Origin of the sequence: Spirillospora sp. NPDC029432 (assembly GCF_040703975.1) — a bacterium.
Taxonomy (GTDB): Bacteria; Actinomycetota; Actinomycetes; order Streptosporangiales; family Streptosporangiaceae; genus Spirillospora.
Window position 1 is genome coordinate 102,232 of record NZ_JBEZWH010000022.1, and the last position, 20,060, is coordinate 122,291.

General features: G+C 74.5%; 21 protein-coding genes and 1 pseudogene. 18 read left to right on the forward strand and 4 right to left on the reverse strand.

Going from position 1 to position 20,060, the window contains the following annotated elements; genetic code table 11:
- Positions 1-58 precede the first annotated feature (58 nt).
- On the reverse strand, positions 59-580 hold the full coding sequence (locus AB0881_RS19575) for a hypothetical protein (RefSeq protein WP_366618416.1): 522 nt from the start codon (positions 578-580) through the stop codon (positions 59-61).
- On the opposite strand from AB0881_RS19575, the gene AB0881_RS19580 reads away from it, so the two are divergent.
- The 13 genes and pseudogenes from AB0881_RS19580 to AB0881_RS19640 all read left to right on the forward strand — a co-directional run bounded on the left by AB0881_RS19580 (position 573) and on the right by AB0881_RS19640 (position 13,640).
- Complete coding sequence (locus tag AB0881_RS19580; protein WP_366618418.1) at positions 573-821, forward strand: hypothetical protein; 249 nt, start codon at positions 573-575, stop codon at positions 819-821. The genes AB0881_RS19575 and AB0881_RS19580 overlap by 8 nt on opposite strands.
- Positions 818-4,036 (forward strand): FtsK/SpoIIIE domain-containing protein, encoded by a 3,219-nt coding sequence (locus AB0881_RS19585; protein ID WP_366618420.1) that lies wholly within the window; start codon positions 818-820, stop codon positions 4,034-4,036. Before AB0881_RS19580 ends, AB0881_RS19585 begins: the two co-directional genes overlap by 4 nt.
- Positions 4,037-4,122: 86 nt before the next feature.
- Positions 4,123-4,377, forward strand: coding sequence for a hypothetical protein (locus tag AB0881_RS19590; protein WP_366618422.1), 255 nt, complete (start codon positions 4,123-4,125; stop codon positions 4,375-4,377).
- Positions 4,374-5,396 carry an AAA family ATPase gene (locus AB0881_RS19595; protein ID WP_366618424.1) on the forward strand — a complete coding sequence of 341 codons (1,023 nt, stop codon included), beginning with the start codon at positions 4,374-4,376 and terminating at the stop codon, positions 5,394-5,396. The genes AB0881_RS19590 and AB0881_RS19595 overlap by 4 nt, the downstream gene beginning before the upstream one ends.
- Before the next feature lie 200 nt (positions 5,397-5,596).
- Positions 5,597-6,496 (forward strand): DUF58 domain-containing protein, encoded by a 900-nt coding sequence (locus AB0881_RS19600; protein ID WP_366618426.1) that lies wholly within the window; start codon positions 5,597-5,599, stop codon positions 6,494-6,496.
- Positions 6,493-7,440 carry a VWA domain-containing protein gene (locus AB0881_RS19605; protein WP_366618428.1) on the forward strand — a complete coding sequence of 316 codons (948 nt, stop codon included), beginning with the start codon at positions 6,493-6,495 and terminating at the stop codon, positions 7,438-7,440. Before AB0881_RS19600 ends, AB0881_RS19605 begins: the two co-directional genes overlap by 4 nt.
- Positions 7,441-7,468: 28 nt before the next feature.
- A complete protein-coding gene (locus tag AB0881_RS19610) occupies positions 7,469-8,416 on the forward strand; it encodes a trypsin-like peptidase domain-containing protein (protein ID WP_366618430.1) in 948 nt (315 codons plus the stop codon).
- A gap of 30 nt (positions 8,417-8,446) precedes the next feature.
- A pseudogene (locus AB0881_RS19615) lies at positions 8,447-9,127 on the forward strand (response regulator transcription factor); the annotation flags it as partial.
- Between the two features lie 79 nt (positions 9,128-9,206).
- Positions 9,207-10,469: a HAMP domain-containing sensor histidine kinase gene (locus tag AB0881_RS19620; protein ID WP_366618432.1), complete on the forward strand. Its 1,263-nt coding sequence runs from the start codon at positions 9,207-9,209 to the stop codon at positions 10,467-10,469.
- Between the two features lie 73 nt (positions 10,470-10,542).
- Positions 10,543-10,788: a hypothetical protein gene (locus AB0881_RS19625; RefSeq protein ID WP_366618435.1), complete on the forward strand. Its 246-nt coding sequence runs from the start codon at positions 10,543-10,545 to the stop codon at positions 10,786-10,788.
- A gap of 116 nt (positions 10,789-10,904) precedes the next feature.
- Complete coding sequence (locus AB0881_RS19630; RefSeq protein ID WP_366618438.1) at positions 10,905-11,825, forward strand: DedA family protein; 921 nt, start codon at positions 10,905-10,907, stop codon at positions 11,823-11,825.
- Entirely contained in the window at positions 11,809-12,999 is a 1,191-nt protein-coding gene (locus AB0881_RS19635) for a histidine kinase (protein ID WP_366618440.1), read from the forward strand. Before AB0881_RS19630 ends, AB0881_RS19635 begins: the two co-directional genes overlap by 17 nt.
- Positions 12,990-13,640: a response regulator transcription factor gene (locus tag AB0881_RS19640; RefSeq protein ID WP_366618442.1), complete on the forward strand. Its 651-nt coding sequence runs from the start codon at positions 12,990-12,992 to the stop codon at positions 13,638-13,640. Before AB0881_RS19635 ends, AB0881_RS19640 begins: the two co-directional genes overlap by 10 nt.
- A 91-nt stretch (positions 13,641-13,731) precedes the next feature.
- Here the strand turns inward: AB0881_RS19640 and AB0881_RS19645 are convergent, their stop codons facing one another.
- Positions 13,732-13,887, reverse strand: coding sequence for an LPFR motif small protein (locus AB0881_RS19645; protein ID WP_366618444.1), 156 nt, complete (start codon positions 13,885-13,887; stop codon positions 13,732-13,734).
- Between the two features lie 212 nt (positions 13,888-14,099).
- On the opposite strand from AB0881_RS19645, the gene AB0881_RS19650 reads away from it, so the two are divergent.
- Positions 14,100-14,681: an HD domain-containing protein gene (locus tag AB0881_RS19650; protein WP_366618446.1), complete on the forward strand. Its 582-nt coding sequence runs from the start codon at positions 14,100-14,102 to the stop codon at positions 14,679-14,681.
- Between the two features lie 9 nt (positions 14,682-14,690).
- On the opposite strand, the gene AB0881_RS19655 is transcribed toward AB0881_RS19650, so the two are convergent.
- On the reverse strand, positions 14,691-15,791 hold the full coding sequence (locus AB0881_RS19655; RefSeq protein ID WP_366618447.1) for an FAD-binding protein: 1,101 nt from the start codon (positions 15,789-15,791) through the stop codon (positions 14,691-14,693).
- Positions 15,792-15,807: 16 nt separating this feature from the next.
- The gene (locus AB0881_RS19660; protein WP_366618449.1) at positions 15,808-16,293 is read right to left on the reverse strand and encodes a MarR family transcriptional regulator; all 486 of its coding nucleotides are present in this window, start codon (positions 16,291-16,293) and stop codon (positions 15,808-15,810) included.
- A gap of 96 nt (positions 16,294-16,389) precedes the next feature.
- Between AB0881_RS19660 and AB0881_RS19665 the strand changes: the two genes are divergently transcribed.
- From AB0881_RS19665 to AB0881_RS19680, 4 genes are all read left to right on the forward strand, one after another.
- Entirely contained in the window at positions 16,390-16,863 is a 474-nt protein-coding gene (locus AB0881_RS19665) for a DoxX family protein (protein ID WP_366618451.1), read from the forward strand.
- Between the two features lie 73 nt (positions 16,864-16,936).
- The gene (locus tag AB0881_RS19670) at positions 16,937-17,815 is read left to right on the forward strand and encodes a PCRF domain-containing protein (protein ID WP_366618453.1); all 879 of its coding nucleotides are present in this window, start codon (positions 16,937-16,939) and stop codon (positions 17,813-17,815) included.
- A 297-nt stretch (positions 17,816-18,112) separates the two neighbouring features.
- On the forward strand, positions 18,113-18,499 hold the full coding sequence (locus AB0881_RS19675; RefSeq protein ID WP_366618454.1) for a DUF6348 family protein: 387 nt from the start codon (positions 18,113-18,115) through the stop codon (positions 18,497-18,499).
- Between the two features lie 162 nt (positions 18,500-18,661).
- A partial coding sequence (locus AB0881_RS19680) for a trehalose-6-phosphate synthase (protein WP_366618455.1) occupies positions 18,662-20,060 on the forward strand: 1,399 nt, incomplete at its 3' end.

Consider the following 20,060-nt stretch of genomic DNA (forward strand, 5'->3'; position numbering starts at 1 on the left):
GGGTGACCGTAATATGCAAGTGGATGGGGAATTCTTTACTTTTCCGCTGTGAGAACGATCAACGGCGGAGATCGTCGTCGGCCTCGTCGCCATGGTCGACGTCGAGTCCCACGATCGACAGGCAGCCCGTGCAGATCCATTCGGCGATGACGGCCTCGGGATCGGGTGCCTGTGTGCGGTACGGGTGCGTGAGACGGCGCCGGCGCATGCCGTGGCCGCAGGAGGGGTGCAGGAGCCGGCCGCACTGGTGGCAGGGCCACACGTCCTCGCGGCGGAGCCGGCAGTGCGGGCACAGGGGCTCCTCGTAGGGCTCGGGAAGCTCGGTGGAGGCGTACTCGTTCCGCCACTCCAGTTCGAGGTCAAGATACTCGTCCGCGGGCCAGAGGTGGTCGGCGAGCCAGGCGAGGTACTCCTCGGAACCCGGATCGAGGACCGCGGTGAGCGACTCGGGATGCCGGGCCGCACCGTCCGCGGCGGGCGCCGCCGCGGGGGCGGCGGCCTGTCCTTTGCGCCGTGCCTTGGCCAGCAGCACGAGCAGGCACAGGAGCGCGGTGGCGGCCAAGCCTGTCGCCGTGGCCATCGTGGCTTCCTTTCATGATCTTGTTTCGGGCGGGGCGGATCATGAATTCCGTTCACAAAACGCTGCGAACGCTACAAGAAAGGCTGTTTACGGAAAAGTCGATCTCGAAAGAATCTTCGCGGCGGCGGTGTCGTTAGGGATGTCCGAAACCCCGGGTCCCCGGGAGATGGATGTCCATGATCGTCCCGACCTCTACGCTGTTGGGGCGGATTCGGATGCTCTCGGACAGGGGCGTGTGTGAACCAGGAGGCGGGGCGGCCGCGCACCGATGATCTGGAGGCGGCGCTGGCGTCGGTCTCCACCGCGGCGCGGCTGGGCGGGCTGCTGCTGGAGCTGCGGCATCGGGCCGGCCGGTCGATGCGGGAGCTGGAGGCGGGCAGCGGGCTGCCGGGACAGGCGATCTCGGACCTGCTGACCGGGCGGCGGTTCCCGGACGAGGCGGGACTGGCGGCGTTCCTGCGGGCGTGCGGCGTACCGGAAGGCCGCACCGGCCCCTGGCTGGCGGCCGCGGCCCGCCACGGAACGCCTCGCGCGGCGACCGGAACGCGGTCGGGCACGACGCGCGAGATGACGCTCCCGCTGCCGCCGGACCTGGACCCGGACGCCACGCTGAACGACGCCCTGCAGAGCAGCGCACCGAACGCCGACAGCACGGTGGTCACTCCCGGCCCGGTGCAGGAGATGATCGCGAAAGTCCGCGAGGAACTGCTGGCGAAACTCCGCGACGAGCTACGCGCCGAGGCACGCCAAGAGCTGCTGACCTCGGTCCGCGAGGAACTGCTTGCGGGGGCTCGCGAGGAACTGCTTGCGGGGGCTCGCGAGGAGCTGCTGGCCGGGGCCCGCGAGGAGCTGCTGGCGTCGGTGCGTGGGGAGTCGCTTGCGGGGGCTCGCGAGGAACTGCTCGCGTCGGTCCGGGAGGACTTGCGGGCGGGGGCCCGCGAGGAGTCGCTGGGCTCGGTGCGTGAGGAGTTGCTGGCGGGGGCTCGCGAAGAGTTGCTGGGCTCGGTGCGTGAGGAGTTGCTGGCGGGGGCTCGCGAGGAACTGCTGGCGTCGGTGCGCGATGAGTCGCTGGCGGGGGACCGCGAGGAGTTGCTGACGGGGGCTCATGAAGAGCCGCTGGCATCGGCGCGTGAAGAGTCGCCGGCGGGAGCTGGGCAGGAGTTGCTCGTGGAGGCACGCGAGGAACTGCTCGCCGAGCCCCGGGAGGAGCTGCTCGCGGAGGTGCCGGCGGACGGCCGTGACCAGGCGGCGGAGCTCATGGCCGCTGCGGTGCCGCAGGTTGGCCGGGAGCGGGAGGAGGCGACCCTGCTTCGGCTGCTGCCGCCGGGTGGGGAGGGCCGGGCGGGCTGGTCGGTGGAGCGGCGGGCGGTGCCGGTCGGGGTGGACGAGCGGGGACGGCCGGCCGAGATCGCTCTGGAGGAGCACGGGCTGGTCGTCGGGGCGGGCAACGCGGAACTGCTGCGCGCGGTCGTCCTCGGGCTGGCGATGACCCGGCCGCCCGAGGCGCTCAACATCCTGCTGCTGGCGCACGACGGGCTGTCGGCGACCGCCGGGATGGACGCGCTTCCGCAGGTCACGGCGCGGATCGCGGTGGGCGACGCGAACGCCGTCCGGGTGTGCGAGGCGCTGTCGGGCGAGCTGGCGCGCCGCCGGGAGGCGCTGCGCGCGGCCGGTGACCTGCCCTCCGTACGGGACTACGCGAAGGCCCGCGAGACGGACGCGTCCCTGGCCGCGCTTCCCGATCTGCTCGTGGTCGTCGAGGACCTCGCGGCGACGGTCGAGCACAGGCCCGATCTCGGCGGGCTGCTCGCGCGGGTCGGGCGGACCGGCGCCGCCCTCGGCGTCCACCTGCTGGCGGGCACCGAACGGTACGACGAGGCCCGGCTGCACGGCGTGCACCGCCATCTGGGCTACCGGATCGCCCTGCGGACCGCGCCGGAGGCGGACGCGCTGGCGCTGCTCGGCGGCCCGCCGCCGGACGGCCCCGCCACCGCCGGCGACGCGGCCGAGGGCTTCCTCAGGCACGGCGCGGGACCCGCCACGTGGTTCAGGGCCGTCGCCGCCCCCGGCGATCTGCTCGGCACGCTCGTGGAGGAGCTGTCCGGGCCGGGTGCGGAGGAGCCGTACCGGATCTGGACCCCGCCGCTGGACGAGACGCCCCCGCTGGACGAGCTGCTCGACGCCCACGACGGCGGCGCGGACGGCGATGGCCTGCGGGCCCTTCTCGGGCTGGTCGACCGGCCCTTCCAGCATCGCCGCGATCCGTACTGGCTGGACCTCTCCGGCGAAGGCGGGCATGTGGCCGTCGTCGGCGGGCCCAGGAGCGGGACGACCACCGCGATCAGGACGCTGGTCGCCTCGCTGGCCCTGACCCGCGGCCCGGACGAGGTGCGCTTCCACTGCGTCGACCTCGGCGGCGGCGCGCTCGCGGACCTGGACGTGCTGCCGCACGTGGCCGGTGTGACGACCGGGTTCGATCCCGAACGGCCGCGGCGCACGGTCGAGGAGGTCCGGTCCGTTCTGGAGGCCCGCGAGCGCGGGGACGGCGGTGCGCGCGGGCCGGACGTGTTCCTGGTCGTCGACGGGTGGCGGGCGCTGTCCCGCGACTTCGAACCCGTCGCGCGGACGGTGACCGACCTGGCGGCACGCGGCCTCCCGTACGGCGTCCACGTCGTCGCGTCGGCCGCCTGCTGGGACGACTTCGGGGAGGACGTCCGGAAGCTGTTCGGCTCCCGCGTCGAGCTGCGGCTCCCCGACCCGGACGGGTCCGGCGTCGACGCGGAGCGGGCGCGGGACGTCCCGGCCGGGCGCCCCGGCCGCGGGCTGGCGGGCGACGGCGCGCACTTCCGCGTCGCGACGGCGGACGTCGAGGAGCTGTGGAGGGAGCCCGCGTCCCCGATGGCGATCCCGCTCGGGAGCACCGGCCGGCCGGTGTACGCGGACTTCGCCGAGGACCCGCACCTGCTCGTCAGGGGGAGCGCCGGGCCCGGCAGGACCGCGGTGCTGCGCCGGATCACGGAGGGCATCACCGAGCGCTACGCGCCCGACCGGGCCAGGATCGTCTTCATCGACTACGGCCGTTCGCTGGTGGACGCGGCCGGTACCGCGCACCGGATCGGGTACGCCGCGACCGCGCTCGGCGCTGCGTCGCTGGTGAACGACATCCGCGCGTCGATGGACCGGCGGCTGGCCGCGTCCGGTGAAAAGGCGTGGACGGGCGCGGAGCTGTTCGTGGTCGTGGCCGACCGCGACCGGGTCGCCGCGCCGGAGGGCGACCCGCTGGAGCCGCTGGCCGCGCTGCTGCCGCACGCACGGGAGATCGGGCTGCACCTGGTGGTCGCCGCCGCCGGAGGCGACGACGCGTTCACGGCGATCCGGCCGTGCCTGCTGACGGATTCCGGCCGCCTCGTCGGCCGGGACGGCCGGACGCGGGCCGTGCGGATACCCCGGTCGTGACGGGGCCGCCCGGCGGTCCTTAAGTCCGCTTTCGCTCCCGCTTGCTGTGATCGTGCCTGTCGTTCCGAAGACGGAAGGAAACGGGCATGGCTCTCAGGACGCGTACCAGGATCGCCATCGCGGTGGCGGGGGTGGCCGGTGCGGCGGCGATCGGGACGGGCGGCGCGGTCGCGTTCGCCGACCCGGGCGACGGCGGCCGGGTCGAGCTGCAGATCGTCAGCGGCCACCGCGACGCCCCGCAGACCGGGGCCGAGGCGGGCTGGACGGCGCACGACCCCGGCAAGGACTGCCCGGAGCGGACCGCCACCCCCGAGCCGGCGCAGGCGGCCGACGGCCGATGAACCGGCCGGAGGTCGCCGAGAGCGCGCTCGCCGAGCGGGCCCTCTTCGAGATGAAGAGGATCATCGTCGGCCAGGACCGCATGATCGAGCGCATGCTGGTCGCGGTCCTGGCGGGCGGCCACTGCCTGCTGGAGGGCGTGCCGGGCGTCGCCAAGACGCTCGCGGCGCAGACGCTGGCGACGGTCGCCGGCGGCACGTTCGCGCGGCTGCAGTTCACCCCCGACCTGGTGCCGGCGGACATCATGGGCACCCGCATCTACCGGCCCTCGACCGAGAGCTTCGACATCGAGCCCGGCCCGGTGATGGCGAACGTCGTGCTGGCCGACGAGATCAACCGGGCGCCGGCGAAGGTGCAGTCGGCGCTGCTGGAGGTGATGGCCGAGCGGCAGGTGAGCATCGGCGGGCGCACGTTCCCGGTGCCTGCGCCGTTCCTGGTGCTGGCCACGCAGAACCCGATCGAGTCCGAGGGCGTGTACCGGCTGCCGGAGGCGCAGCGCGACCGGTTCCTGCTGAAGATCGACGTCGGTTACCCGACGGAGGAGCAGGAGCTGGCGATGCTCTACCGGATGAGCGTGAACCCGCCGGCGCCGTCCCCCGTCCTGGACACCGAGCTGGTGACGGGGCTGCGGCGCGCGGCGGAGCGGGTGTTCGTGCACGACGAGGTCGCCCGGTACGCGGTACGGCTGGTGGCGGCGACCCGCGACCCGGTCGCGTACGGGGCGGACGGCGCCGAGCGGCTGATCGCGTACGGGGCGGGGCCGCGCGCCACGCTCGGGCTGGTCGCGGCGGCGCGGGCGCTGGCGCTGCTGCGCGGCCGCGACTACGTCCTGCCGCCGGACGTGCGCGATCTGGCGCAGGACGTGATGGCGCACCGGCTGGTGCTGTCGTTCGACGCGCTCGCCGACGGCGTCGACGCCCGGACGATCGTCGCGCGGGTGGTGTCGGCGGTGCCCGCCCCCCGGATCGCCCCCCACGAGGACGACGACCGCGAAGACCTGGCCAAGGGCGAGGCGGCATGACAGAGCGAAGCAAGGTATGGGGGCGAGGGGCGAAGCCCCAAGAGGGGGTCGAGGGGACGAAGTCCCCAGCGGGGGGCGCGGGGGGCGGAGCCCCCTGCCCCGGGGCGGGTGCCCGGAGCGAGGAACGAGCGCAGGGCGCCCTCCCCGGGTTCGGGGGGCGAGGGGGGTCGTCCCCCCCCACGGCACTGGAACTGCTGATCGTGCGGCGGCTGGACGGCCTCCTCCAGGGCGACCACCTCGGGCTGCTGCCCGGCCCGGGCACCGAGTCCGCCGAGGGGCGCGAGTACCTGCCGGGCGACGACGTGCGGGCCATGGACTGGAACCTCACGGCCCGTATGCCGGTGCCCCACGTCCGCGACCGGATCGCCGACCGTGAGCTGGAGACGTGGGCGCTGGTCGACGCGACGCCGAGCATGGACTTCGGTACGGGAAGCGTGGAGAAGCGCGACCTGGCCGTGTTCGCGGTCGGCGCGGTCGCGTTCCTCACCGAACGCACCGGGAACCGCGTCGGCGCGCACATCCTGCACGGCGGCGGGCTCCGGAACGTACCGGCGCGGTCGGGACGCCCGCACGTGCTGCGGCTGCTGCGCGCGCTCCTGGAGGTGCCGCGCGGCGAGCCCGGCGGCGCGGAGCGGCCGCGGCTGGGCCCGGGGGCGGAGCTCATGCTGCGGACGACCTCGGCGCGGCACGGGCTCGCCGTGGTCGTCTCGGACTTCCTGGAGCCGGTGGAGTCGTGGGAGCGGTCGCTGAAGCTGCTGGCGCACCGCCACCAGCTGCTGGCCGTCGAGGTCGTCGATCCGCGCGAGCTGACCCTGCCGGACGTGGGGCTGCTGCCGGTGGTCGATCCCGAGACGGGCCGCCGCCGCGACATCTCCACCGCGAACCCGCGCCTGCGCGAGCGGTACGCCCTGGCCGCGGCCGAGCAGCGGTCGCTCATCGGCGCGGCGCTGCGCCGGGCGGGGGCGGCCCATCTGCGGCTGCGGACCGACCGCGACTGGATCCGCGACATCGTCGAGCACGTGCTGGCCCAGCGCCGCACGGCCGCCGCGGCCGCGGCCCCCGCCCCGGCCGCCGCGCCGCTTCGGGGAGGTGCGGGGTGAACTTCCTGGCGCCGGGCCGCCTGCTCCTCCTGATCGCGCTGCTGCTCCTCCTGGCCGCGTACGTGGCCGTGCAGGTGCGGCGCGGCCGGTACGCGGTGCGGTTCACGAACCTGGCCCTGCTGGAGAAGGTGGCGCCGGTGACGCCGGGCTGGCGGCGGCACCTGCCGGCGGCGGCGTTCCTGCTGATGCTGGGCCTGTTCGTCACCGGCTTCGCGCGGCCGGCCACCGAGGTGCGGGTGCCGCGCGAGCAGGCGACGATCATGGTCGCGGTGGACGTCTCCCAGTCGATGGAGGCGGCGGACGTGCAGCCGAACCGGCTGGAGGCGGCCAAGCGGGCGGCCGGGGCGTTCCTCGACGACCTGCCGGCGCGGTTCAACGTCGGGCTGGTGTCGTTCTCCGGGGCGGCGACGGTCGCGGTCCCGCCGACCACCGACCGGCGCGCGCTGCGGGCCGGGATCGACCGGCTGGCGCTGGGCCCGCGGACCGCGATCGGCGAGGGCGTCATCGCGTCGCTGGAGGCGATCACGGCGTTCGGCGCGCAGTACGGCGAGTCCGCCCCGCCCGGACGGGTCGTGCTGCTGTCGGACGGCACCAACACCGCCGGCCGCACCCCGCAGGTGGCGGCGGAGCGGGCGCGGCAGGCGCGCATCCCCGTCTCGACGATCGCGTACGGCACGGCCGAGGGCGTCTTCTACCAGAACGGCAGGGCGGTCCCCGTCCCCGTCGACGGACCCGCCCTGGAACGCCTCGCGCGCGAGACCGGCGGCCGCTTCTACGAGGCCGCCACCGGCGGCGAGCTGCGGCAGGTCTACCAGGACATCGGCAGCAGCGTCGGCTACCGGACGGAGCGCCGCGAGGTCTGGACGTGGTTCATCGCGGCCGGGCTGCTGCTGGCCTGCGTGACGGCCGGGGCCTCGCTGCTGTGGTTCTCGCGGCTGCCGTGAGCGGCCCGGAAGGACGTGAAGGAGTCAGATGAACGATCACGGCGCCGACCCGATGTTCGGGCTGGGGGAGCCGCGCGGCCCCGACTTCGCGCCGTCCCCGCCGCCCGATCCGTGGACGCCCCGTTCCGGGGACACCGACCCGTTCCTCGCGCCGCTCGTGCCCTCTGCCCCGTGGACGGCACCGGCGGCGCTCCGGAAGGCCGGGCGGGCGGCGGGGGCCGGAGGCGCGAAGGGGCCGCGGGTGCTGGTCGCGGCGGTGCTGGTGGCGGCGCTGGCGGGCGGCGCCGCCGGCGCGGGCGCCGGGTGGTTCGCCGGCGACCGCACCGCGGCGCCGATCGCGCAGTCGGGCGCCGGTCCGGTCGGCGGGCCCGGCGACCTCAGCGACGTCGCGGCGCGCGTGCAGCCGAGCGTGGTGTCGGTGGAGGTGCGGTCCGGCAGCGGCCGCAACGGCGGCTCGGGCTTCGTCTTCGACCGCGCCGGGCACGTCCTGACGAACGCGCACGTGGTGGAGGGCGCCGGCGAGGTCGAGGTGATCCTGTCCGACCGGCGCCGCGTGGCCGCCCGCGTGCTGGGCGCCGACCCGGCGCAGGACCTGGCGGTGCTGGCGATCCCGCCGGGCGACAGCCCGGCGCCGCTGGTCTTCGGGCGCTCGGCGGACGTGCGGGTCGGCGACCCGGTGATGGCGCTGGGCTCCCCGCTCGGCCTGGCCGGGACGGTCACCGGCGGCATCGTCAGCGCGCTGGACCGCGAGGTCCGGCTCGGCGACGGCGAGCGCCGCACGGCGCTGCAGACCGACGCGTCCATCAACCCCGGCAACTCCGGCGGCCCGCTGGTCAACGCGCGCGGCGAGGTGGTCGGCGTCAACACCGCGATCGCGACGCTCAGCCGGGGCGGCGGCAGCGGCGGATCGATCGGCATCGGGTTCGCGATCCCGGTCGACCGGGCCGTGGACGGGGCGCGCCGCCTCATTCGCTGACAGGATCGAACCGACCGAAAGGGGGCGTCCATGCGCGTTCTGGTGGTGGAGGACGAGGAGGACCTCGTCGAGGCGCTCCGGTACGGGCTCGTCCGCGCCGACTACGCCGTCGACGTCGCCTACGACATCGCGCAGGCGTCGGAGAAGCTCTACGCCGCCGCGTACGACCTGATGATCCTCGACCTGAACCTGCCCGACGGCGACGGCATGGACCTGTGCCGCTCCATCCGGCGCGGCGAGCTGGACGGGCAGAGCGGCCCGTACCTGCGGATCCTCATGCTGACCGCGCGCGACCGGCTCGCCGACCGGGTGCACGGGCTGGACCTGGGCGCCGACGACTACCTGGTCAAGCCGTTCGCGTTCCCCGAGCTGCTGGCGCGGGTCCGCGCGCTGCTGCGCCGCGACGCCGGGACCGCCGCCTCCGCCGTCTGGGACGTGGGGGAGCTGCGGCTGGACACCGGGCGGCACGAGGCGTTCCGCGGCGAGCGGCGGCTCCAGCTGACGCCGAAGGAGTTCGCGGTGCTGCGCTACCTGATGAGCCGGCCCGGCGAGGTCGTCTCCTCCGAGGACCTCCTCGAACACGTGTGGGACGAGCACGCCGACCCGTTCACCAACACCGTGCGCGTCACCATCGGGACGCTGCGCCGCAAGCTCACCGTCGAGCCCGAGGAGCAGCTCATCGAGACCGTCGTGCGGCAGGGCTACCGGCTGCGCGAGGACGGCGGCGACGGCGGCGACGGGGCCGACACCGGCGCGGACGGCGCCAGGACGCCAGAGATGAGCGACTGACATGACGCGCAGGCTGCCGGGGTTCGTGCACTCGATCCGGTTCCGGCTCACGGTGATGTACTCGACGCTGCTGTTCGTGCTCACCGCGCTGGTGCTGGGCGGGATCTACGCCGGGGTGGCGGCCAGCACCGACGCCCAGCCGATCACCGAGACCGCCAAGGCCGACAAGCTCTACCGCTTCCCGGACGGCACCACGACCAAGCTCGGCGAGGTCGACGTCGTCAAGGTCCAGCAGGTCGAGCAGGCGGTCAACTACGAGACCCAGCAGGCGCTGCAGAACTACTCGCTGATCATGCTGGCCGGGCTGTTCGCGGCCAGCCTCGGCATCGGCTGGGTGCTGTCGGGGCGGGCGCTCAAACCGGTCCGGTCGATCGCCCGTACCGCCGCCGAGATCCAGGCCACCGACCTGTCCCGGCGGATCCGGCTGACCGGCCCCAAGGACGAGCTGCGCGACCTCGCCGACACCATCGACTCGATGCTGGACCGGCTCGACACCGCGTTCCGGGCGCAGCGGCAGCTGATCGACGACGCCTCGCACGAGCTGCGCAGCCCCCTGGCGATCATCCGGGCCAATCTGGACACCGTGCTCACCGCGCCGGACGCCGACGACGCCGACCGCCGCCGCGGCGTCCAGGTGGTGGACCGCGCCACCACCCGGATGACCCGCCTGGTCGAGGACCTGCTGGCCACCGCCCGCCGCTCGGCGCCCGCGTTCGACGACACCGACGTCGACCTGGCCGTGGTCGCCCGCGAGGCGGCCGAGGAGTTCGACTCGCTGGCCGCCGCCCGGCGCATCGCGATAGACCGCGAGCTGCGCCGCGGCCTGGTGATCATCGGGGATCACGACGCGCTGCGCCGCGCCGTGGGCAACCTGCTGTCCAACGCGGTGCGGCTCGCGCCCGCCGGCTCCCGGATCACCGTCGCCGCCGACCGCCTCGACGGCTGGCAGTGGATCGCGGTGAAGGACGCCGGGCCCGGCATCGGCGAGGAGGAGCAGGCCCGGGTGTTCGACCGGTTCTGGCGCGGCGGCGAGACCAGACGCTCGCGCGAGCGCCGCACCGGCCTCGGCCTGGCGATCGTCCGGCACATCGTGGAGGCCCACGGCGGCCACGTGCGGCTGTTCTCCACCCCGGACGTCGGCAGCACGTTCGTCCTGTGGCTCCCCGTCTCCGCCGGTGAGGCCGCCGCCCCGCAGGCCCCGCCGGCCGCGAACCCGCTCGCCCGCCGCGATGACCCCGCGTTCGGCGGCGCGTCACCACGGTGACACGGGTCCGTCACACGGGCATGAGGGAATGAGGGCAACCGGCACGGCGCACCCGACAGACCAGAGGGCCCTCATGCGCGAGCAGACCTTCCCGCACGACCACCAGGTCCTGGCCCGCTTCCCGGGCGCCCGGTCGTACGAGCACGACGGCGAGCGCATCACCTACCTCGCGGAGCGCGGCGGCGTCCCGTATCTTCTGATCGTCCCCGCCGGCGCGGGCGGCGGGCCCCGGACGGTCACCGTCCTGGAGTTCGCGGACGAGAACGAGCGCGGCACGTACCTGACGACACGCGACCGCGCGCGCCCGGCGCACGCCTGAATCGCCGGTGCGGCGGGGGTGCGGTTTTCCGCAGGGTGACGGGTGGGGTGTGCGCCCGGTCACATCGGCGGTGGCCTTCGTGGTGAGCGGTCCCGCCATCTCATAGTTTGCTATCCATGCTCACTACGACACAGATGGCGGTCGCCGCCGCGGCCAACGGCGGTGAACCGGTCGGAGGGATCGCGGGCTGGGCCACCGATCTGATGGAGAAGCTCGGGGCTCCCGGCGCGGGGCTGGCCATCGCCCTGGAGAACCTCTTCCCGCCCCTTCCCAGCGAGATCATCCTGCCGCTGGCCGGATTCACCGCCTCGCAGGGCGACATGAACCTCATCGCCGCGCTGATCTGGACGACGGTCGGCTCGGTGGTCGGCGCGCTCGCGCTGTACTGGATCGGCGCCGTGATCGGCCGCGACCGGGTCCGCGCGCTGGCGGCCAAGCTGCCGCTGGTCAAGCTGGAGGACCTGGACCGTACCGAGGCCTGGTTCCAGAAGCACGGCGGCAAGGCGGTCTTCTTCGGCCGGATGATCCCGATCTTCCGGAGCCTGATCTCGGTGCCCGCGGGCGTCGAGCGGATGCCGGTCACGCTCTTCCTGCTGTACACCACGCTGGGCAGCGCCATCTGGAACACGATCTTCGTGATGGCCGGGTACGGCCTCGGCGACCAGTGGCACAAGGTCGAGGAGTACGTCGGCGTCTACTCCAAGGCGATCGTCGCCCTGGTCGCGCTGGCGGTCGTGGTGTTCATCGTCATGCGCGTGGTGAAGTCGCGCCGCAACGGGTCGGACGGCTCGGGCGGCCCGGGTGGCCCGGGCGGCGGCGACCAGGCCGCCGTGGAGACCCGCGTGGACGGCTTCCCGGTGATCCGGCCCGACCAGGGCATGCCGCCGGGGCCCGGCCACAACGGCCCGCAGGGCGGCCCTCAGAACGGCTACGGGCAGCAGGCCCAGTACGGCCGGGCCCCCGCGCCGCAGGGCCGGCACGCGGCGCCTCCGAGCGGGCACGGCGGGCGGGAATGGCAGGGTGACGGGACCTGGTGACGGCCGGGGCGGCGCGTCCCGGCGCCTGCTGAAGGCGCCGGCCGGGCTGCTGCTGGGCGCCGCGTCGGCCGGGGCCGGGCTCGTCCTGCTGGCCGCGGCCGCGCCGTTCATGGCGTACGCGTTCGCGTCCCCCGGGGGCCGCCGTAAGGTGCCGGGCGTGGCGGCGACGGCGGCGATGGCGGCGGCGCGGCTGGAGCGCCGCAGGCTCGCGGTGTTCTTCGGGTACCGCGAGGCCGCCGAGTTCGGGCCGGGGCGGGCACTGGCGTACCTGGCGCTGCGGGCGCCGATCGGGCTGCTCGGCGGCGCCGTCCTGTTCCTGATCGCGTACGGCGCGGTGATGACGGCCGGGCTGGCGGTCAGCTGGTGGATCACCGGCGACTACCTGGACGGCATCCCGCCCGAGCCGTGGATCGTGGCGTACACGGGCATCGCCGGAGCCGTCCTGCTGTTCGTCGCCGTGCAGGGGCTGGCGGGGGTGGTGGCGCTGGAACGGAAGATCGCCCGCCGCTGCCTGGGGCCGAGCCCGCTGGCCGCGTACGAGCGGCGGATCGCGGAGCTGTCGGTGTCGCGGGCCGAGGTCGTGGACGCCGTGGACGACGAGCGCCGCCGCATCGAGCGCGACCTGCACGACGGCGTCCAGCAGCGGCTGGTGGCGCTCGGCATGCTGATCGGGCGGGCCCGGCGGGCGGGCGACGAGGAGCGCGCCCGCGAGCTGCTGCGCCAGGCGCACGAGGAGTCGCAGCGGGCGCTGGCGGACCTGCGCGAGGTGGCGTGGCGGGTCTACCCGGCGGCCCTGGACGGCGAGGGCCTGCGGGCGGCGCTGGAGACGGTGGCGGAGCGCTCCGCGCTGCCGGTCGCGATCGAGTACGAGCCGGGCGGCCGGGCCCCGCACGCGGTGGAGACCGCCGCGTACTTCGTGGTCTGCGAGGCCGTCACGAACGCGGCCAAGCACTCCGGGGCGACGCGGGTGGCGGTGCGGGTGAGCGAGGACGAGGGGACGGGCGGCAGGATGATCGGCGTGCGGATCGAGGACGACGGCGGCGGCGGGGCCGACCCGGCGGGCGGCGGGCTGGCCGGGCTGGCCCGGCGGGTCGCGGCGCTGGACGGCGCCTTCCGGGTGGACAGCCCGCCCGGCGGCCCGACCGTGGTGGCGGCGGAGCTGCCGTGCGCCTGATCCTCGCCGAGGACTCCACGCTGCTGCGCGAGGGGCTCGTCCGCCTGCTCGCGGAGGAGGGCCACGAGATCGTCGCGGCGGTCGGCGACGCCGCCGCGCTGCTGGCGGCGGTCGCGGCCGCGCCGGAGCCGCCCGACGTCGTGATCGTGGACGTGCGGATGCCGCCGACGCACACCGACGAGGGCCTGCGGGCCGCGCTGGAGATCCGCCGCGGTCATCCCGGCGTGGGGGTGCTGGTGCTGTCGCAGTACGTGGAGAAGCGCTACGCCACCGAGCTGATCACCGCGGACACGACCGGGGTGGGCTACCTGCTGAAGGACCGGGTGGCCCAGGTGGACGAGTTCCTGGACGCCCTGGAGCGGATCGGCGCCGGCGGCGCGGCGTTCGATCCAGAGGTGGTGCGGCAGCTGCTGGTGCGCAGCTCGCACGCCGACCCGCTGAGCCGGCTGACGCCGCGCGAGCGGGACGTCCTCGGCCACATGGCCGAGGGCCGCACGAACGCGGCCGTGGCCGACCAGCTGCACATCTCGCAGAGCGCGGTGGAGAAGCACGTCAACGCGATCTTCGACAAGCTCGACCTGTCCCACACCACCGGCTACAGCCGCCGGGTGCTGGCGGTCCTCCGCTACCTGGGCTCCTGACCCGCCTGGGCTCCTGACGCGGGCCGCCGTCACCGGACATGGGCCGGCCCCCGCCGAACGAACGGCGGGGGCCGGGGCCGGGCGACGGACGTCAGGCCACCGTGCGGCGGCGCGGCCGCGAGGTGCGGCGCGCGGCCGGGCGGCCGCGGCCCCCGCCGATCAGCTGCGAGAGCACCCGGAACGGCAGGGTGATGACACTGACGATCGTCCCGATCACTGACTGGAGTGCGGCGGCGATGCGTCCCATGTTGGTCTCCTCCTTGGTCCATCGCTTGCACGAGGACCCCTACCCGTTGCACGGGCTTTACACGGATCTGCCGCGATCGCGTCGTACGACACAGCCGGGAGCGTCCGATCCGTGGCATTGTGGAACGCCGCGACAGCCGACGAGGAGGACGCCGATGAAGGCGGGAAGCGCCCGGGGCGACCTGGACCGGCGGCCCTGACATGGCCGCCGGGATGTCCCCGCACCTGCGGCGGGCGCTGGAGGAGCCGGGACCGCGCGCGCTGCCCGGCCCCGCCGCCGTGCTGCTGGAGGCCGTCCAGGCGCCGCCGCGGCTGGCCGCGCACCTGCGCGCCGTGCACGACGTCGCCTGCGAGCTGGCCGACTGGATCGGCTCCCGCTACCCGGGGGCGGGCGCCGACCCGCTCGCCGTGGCGTTCGGCGCGGCCACCCACGACATCGGCAAGGCACTGCACCCCGAGGAGCTGTCCGGCCCCGGCGCGGCGCACGAGGAGGCCGGGTACGGGCTGCTGCTGTCCTACGGGGTCGAGGAGCGGCTCGCCCGCTTCGCCCGGACCCACTCGTCCTGGAACGACGACGGCATCGGCATCGACGACCTGCTGGTCAGCCTGGCCGACAAGGTCTGGAAGGCCAAGCGCGTCCGGGAGCTGGAGCAGCTCGTCGTGGACCGGCTCGCGGTGGCCTCCGGCGAGGCGCCCTGGCAGGCGTTCCTGGCCCTGGACGACGTGTGCGGCCGGATCGCCGCGGGCGCCGACGACCGCATCTCCTTCCAGAACGCCTTCCCGCTCGCCGGCTGACCGCCGGGGTCAGGGGGCGCCCGGGTACGGCACGGCGGGGTAGGGGACGCCCCCGGCGGCCGCGGCCTCGGCGGTGAAGCGCTCGTTGGCGGTGACCATGTCCTCGGGCGGCGCGTAGCCGAGGGAGGCCGTGCGCAGCAGCCCGAGCAGGACGGGCGCGGCGGGGGCGCGCAGGCCGGGCGTGCCGGTCACCTTCAGCGCCTTGATCAGGACGAGGCCGCTGAGGCCCAGATCCGCCGGGCCCATGGCGGCCAGCGTCCGCTCGACGAACGCGGCGGCCCGCGCGCCCGGCAGGAACGCCATCGCCCAGGGGTGGGGGCGGTCCCACTCGCCCAGGACGATCAGCTCCTCGACGTCCGGGCGCATCCGGTCGGCGAACTCCGCGAACGGCAGCCGCTCGACCTCGACCTCGGCGCCGGCGGGCAGGCCGGGCGGCGGGGCCTCGCCCTCGTACAGCACGGCCCTGAACTCGTACCGCCAGCCCGCCTCCGCCGGCCTGGCCTGGCCGGAGAGGTGGTCGGCGCGGACGCCCGCCTGGAGCCGGAGGAGCTCGGCGGCGGACCGGCAGGCGGCCTTGCAGGACAGGACGTGCCGCGGCGCCGGTACGAGCCGGAGCGTGGCCCTGGTGATGACGCCGTGCCGTCCCATGCCGGCCCGTACGGCGTCGAACAGCGGCCGGTTCACGGCGGGGGAGCAGCGGACGATCTCCCCGTCGCGGGTGGCGACGTCGAGGTCGAGCGTGTTGCAGGCCTGGGTGCCGTGGACGTGCGAGGTGCCGCCGACGCCGCCCGCCGACAGCGTGCCGCCGACGGTGAGGTCGAGGAGGTCGGTGAGGACGGGCGGCATGAGGCCGTGCGGCAGCGTGGCCGCCAGGACGTCCCGCCAGGTGGCGCCCGCGCCGACCGAGACCCGGTCGGCGCCGATCGCGTGGACGCCGGCGAGCCCGCCCGTGTCGAGCGAGACGCCGCCGGTGAGGGACTGGCCGCCGGTGGAGTGGCCGCGGCCGCGGGGGACCGCGCCGCGCCGCGCCGCCGCGGCGGCCTCCCGGTCGGTGGCGGGGCGCACGACCTCTTCCGGTGTCCGCCGTACCAGGCCGCCGAAGTCGCGCATGCCGCTCCCCGCCGCCCTACCGGCCGCGGAGGCGGTCGGCGACCCGCCCGAGGGTCTCGCCCAGCGTCCGCAGCTCGCCGGGCGTCAGCACGTCGATGAGGTTGTCGCGGACCACCCGGCGGTGACCCGGCCGCACCCGGGCGAGCGTCGCGGCGCCGGCCTCGGTCAGCTCGGCCCACACCGCGCGCCGGTCGGTCGCGCAGGCGGTGCGGCGCACCAGCCCGGCCCGTTCCAGCTGGGTGATCTGGTACGTCAGCCGGCTCTTGGAGATCATCACCTTCCGCGCCAGGTCGGACATCCGCATCCGGCCCTCCGCCGCCACCCGCAGGTTGATCAGCACCTCGAAGTCGGCGTGCGAGAGCCCGCCGTCCCGCTTGAGCTGCCGCTGCACCTCGTGCTCGACGAGGTGGGAGGCCTCAAGGAAGGCGATCCAGGCGCGCATCTCGTGGGAATCGAGTGGGTCGGGCGGATCGGGCGGATCGAGGGGCCCGGGTTCGTCCATGCGTCCATTGTAGTTGGTTCGAATTTGAACTACTTCTGGTAGCCTCGTCCGAAATTGAACGTTCAAGCAACTCTCGGCTCCCGGAGGACCACGCATATGAACCTCGCCCGCCGCCTCCCCGTGCTGCCCGACATCGGGCTGCTGATCGGCCGCCTGGCGCTCGGCGTCGTCTTCGTCGCGCACGGCTGGCAGAAGTTCGCCGACAACGGCCACGCCGGCCAGACCAAGGCCTTCGAGGCCATGGGCATCCCGGCGCCGAGCCTGTCGGCGCTGTTCGCCACCTGGGTGGAACTGCTCGGCGGCCTCGCGCTGATCATCGGCGTGATCACCCCGGTCGCCGGGGTGCTGCTCGCGCTGAACATGGCCGGCGCCCTCTGGTTCGTCCACCTCGACAAGGGCCTGTTCGCCGCCGACGGCGGCTACGAGCTGGTGCTGGTCCTCGGCGCCGGCGCCCTCGTGCTGGCCCTGGCCGGCGCCGGCCGGTTCAGCGTGGACGGCGTCCTGTCCGGCGGGAGCCGCTCCGCCGCCGGACGCGGAGGTGAGAGCGAGCGCGAGAAGGCCGACGCCTGACCCCTCGGCCCTCACTTGGCGAAGCCCCCGTACGGGCCTGCTCCGTACGGGGGCTTCGTGCTTTCATGGCCGCATGCTGGACGTGGAGGGCGAGTGCGCGCGCCTGGAGGCGCGGCTGGCGGAAGGCGCCGTACTCCGCGACTTCCTCCTCGCCCGGTACCTCCGCCGCGGCCTGCGGGCCCTGCAGCCGCTGCGCGGGCGCGCCGTACGGCTGCGCGGCCTGCGGGAGGACCTGGCGGCGGCGCGCGAGTTCGCCGCCGGAGACCCCGCCTGGACGGCCGAGGCGGAGCGGCTCGCCGCCGAATGCCGCGCCCTGGAGGCCCGGCTGGAGGCGGAGCTGGCCCGATGGGACCGGTACGACCCGCACGACGCCGTCCTGAGCATCGAGGGCGAGGAGCACGGCAGGCGCGCGGTCGCCGCCTACTACCTGGACTTCGCCGAACGCCTTGGTCGGCGGATGCGGCCCCTGGACGGTGCGGTCGGCGCGCTGGGCCGGGACACATACGCCATCACCGGGGGAGCGGACGACGATCCCGGAGTGTGGGCGTCGCTCAAAGCCGACAACGGCGTCCACCTCGTGCGCGCGCAGGGGGAGGCGGACAAGGAAGGCGGGGCAGGGGAGGATCTGGCGGTACGCGTGACCGTGCATCCCGATGCGGGGACCGGCGCCTCCTTGCCGGAGAGCCCGGCCGACTGGCGGATCGACACGCTCTGCACGCGCGATCCCCGCGAGCCGCCCTCGTTCTTCATCACGCACCTCCCGACGGGCGCCTCCTACTACGGGACCGGCGCCGATCTCCAGGAGGCGAAGGGGAACGCGCTCCGCCAGATCGCGGCCCGCGCGCTGGCGGCCGGCGTCCCGGAGGACGAGCCGGCGCATCGCTTCCTGCATCCGGGCGTGGCGCCGGTCCGCGTCCATGCCGTACGGGCCTGCCCGGCGTCCGGAACCTGACCCCGCCGGCGCCGCCACCAGGGCATTCATTTCCGGTCATGCCATAACCCGGTGCCTTCCCCGGGTGGAATCGGGCGCTGGCGCGGGCCGCACGGCAATAGTGGCAATCCTTCCTCTTTGTCGCATTTACCATCCCTGAGCGGCCGGTAAATGACGCCTTGTATCGCATGAATCGGACGACCGAAATGCAAGATCGCTGGTAGCGGGCGGTATGGGCGCAAATGATGCGACCGGTCCGGGGCCGTCCCGCTACCGTGAGCCGTCCCGCGGGAACGTGCCGGTGAGGGAAGAGGTCGCATGGAGATCAGCGCGCAGGAGGTGGCGGCCTTCCTGGGACGCCTGCTCAGCGAGGGGCACGGCCTCGCGGCACGCGTGGAGGGCGCGATGGTCCATCTCCCGGACCAGAAAATGCGCGTCGCGGTGGACACGCCCGAGATCCAGCACCGCGGAATGAGCATCCGGGTGCCGATCGGTGTCAACCATCCGAGTTGGGGCGAGCCCTTCGCGTGGGATCAGGCGGTCGGGATCGCCGCCGACGAGCGGCACCCCGTGGCCCAGGCGCTCGACGCCTGGACCCACAACGTCCTCCCCGTCTTCGCCGCGATGGCGATGCCCGCCGACCGTCTGCCGTGGGACGGGCACGGTTCGCTCAAGTCCTGGGCGCTGGTCGTCCCGCGCGGATGACGGCGGCCGTGCCCTGACATCCGCCGACACGCGGATCTGACCAGGGCGGTCCCGGGATTTCGCCACCTGGCCGCATCCGGTTCCCGTCAACCTGACACAATGGCCTAACTCGGGTTTTTCTGGGCATGTGATCACTAACGCTGTTCAGGAGGCTGGTCGCTGGTGTCGCAAGGTAGTGAATTCGTCGTGGTGGCCAACCGGCTTCCGGTCGACCGGGTGCCGGGCAACGGCAACGGGGACGGCGGCGCGGAGGGGGCCGCCTGGCGGCGCAGCCCCGGCGGGCTCGTGAGCGCGATCGCCCCGGTCATGCGGCGCCGCGAGGGCACCTGGGTCGGCTGGCACGGCGCCCCCGACGAGGTGCTGGAGCCGTTCGAGACCGACGGCATGAAGCTCGTCCCGGTCCCGCAGTCCTCCAAGGACGTCGAGCTCTACTACGAGGGCTTCTCCAACGCCACGCTCTGGCCGCTCTACCACGACGTCGTCGCGCCCCCCGTGTACAGCCGGGAGATGTGGGACGCCTACGTCCGGGTCAACGAGCGGTTCGCCCGCGCCGCCGCCGGGGTCGCCGCCGGGGGCGCGATCGTGTGGGTGCAGGACTACCAGCTCCAGCTCGTCCCGGCGATGCTGCGCAAGCTGCGCCCCGACGTGCGGATCGGCTTCTTCCTGCACATCCCGTTCCCGCCGCTGGAGCTGTTCTGGCAGCTGCCGTGGCGGCGCCGCATCCTGGAGGGCCTGCTGGGCGCCGACCTGGTCGGCTTCCAGCTCCCCGGCGCGGCCAACAACTTCGTCCGGCTGTGCCGGCGCCTCCTCGACGCCCGCTACAACAAGCAGGACGTCTTCTGGGAGGACCGGGTCGTCCGGGCGCGCTCGTTCCCGATCTCGGTGGACGTCGGCGAGCTGAACGACCTCATCGCGTCGCCCCAGGTGCGCGAGCGGGCCGAGGAGATCCGCGGCGACCTGGGGGACGCCACCGTCCTGCTCGGCGTGGACCGGCTCGACTACACCAAGGGCATCACGCAGCGGCTGGAGGCGTTCGGCGAGCTGTTCGAGGACGGCCACCTCAAGCCCGGCCAGGCGGCGTTCGTGCAGATCGCCACGCCCAGCCGGGAGCGGGTCGAGCAGTACCAGCTGCTGCGCGACGAGATCGAGCAGCTGGTCGGCCGGATCAACGGGGAGTACGGCGAGATCGGCTTCCCGGTGGTCCACTACATGCACACCTCGTACACCCGGGACGAGCTCGCCGCGCTCTACCTCGCCGCCGACGTCATGGTCGTGACGCCGCTGCGGGACGGGATGAACCTGGTCGCCAAGGAGTACGTGGCGTGCCGGGCCGACCTGCGCGGCGCGCTGGTGCTCAGCGAGTTCGCCGGGGCCGCCGCCGAGCTGCGCCGCGCGTACCAGGTCAACCCGTACGACATCGACGGCCTCAAGGAGACCCTCCTGGCCGCGCTGAACGCCGAGCCCGCCGACGCGCGCGAGCTGGTCACCCGGATCGACGCCGCCGGCCTGGACGCCGACAAGCTCGCCGCGGTCGTCGCCGAGCAGGCGGCCGCCGCCCGCG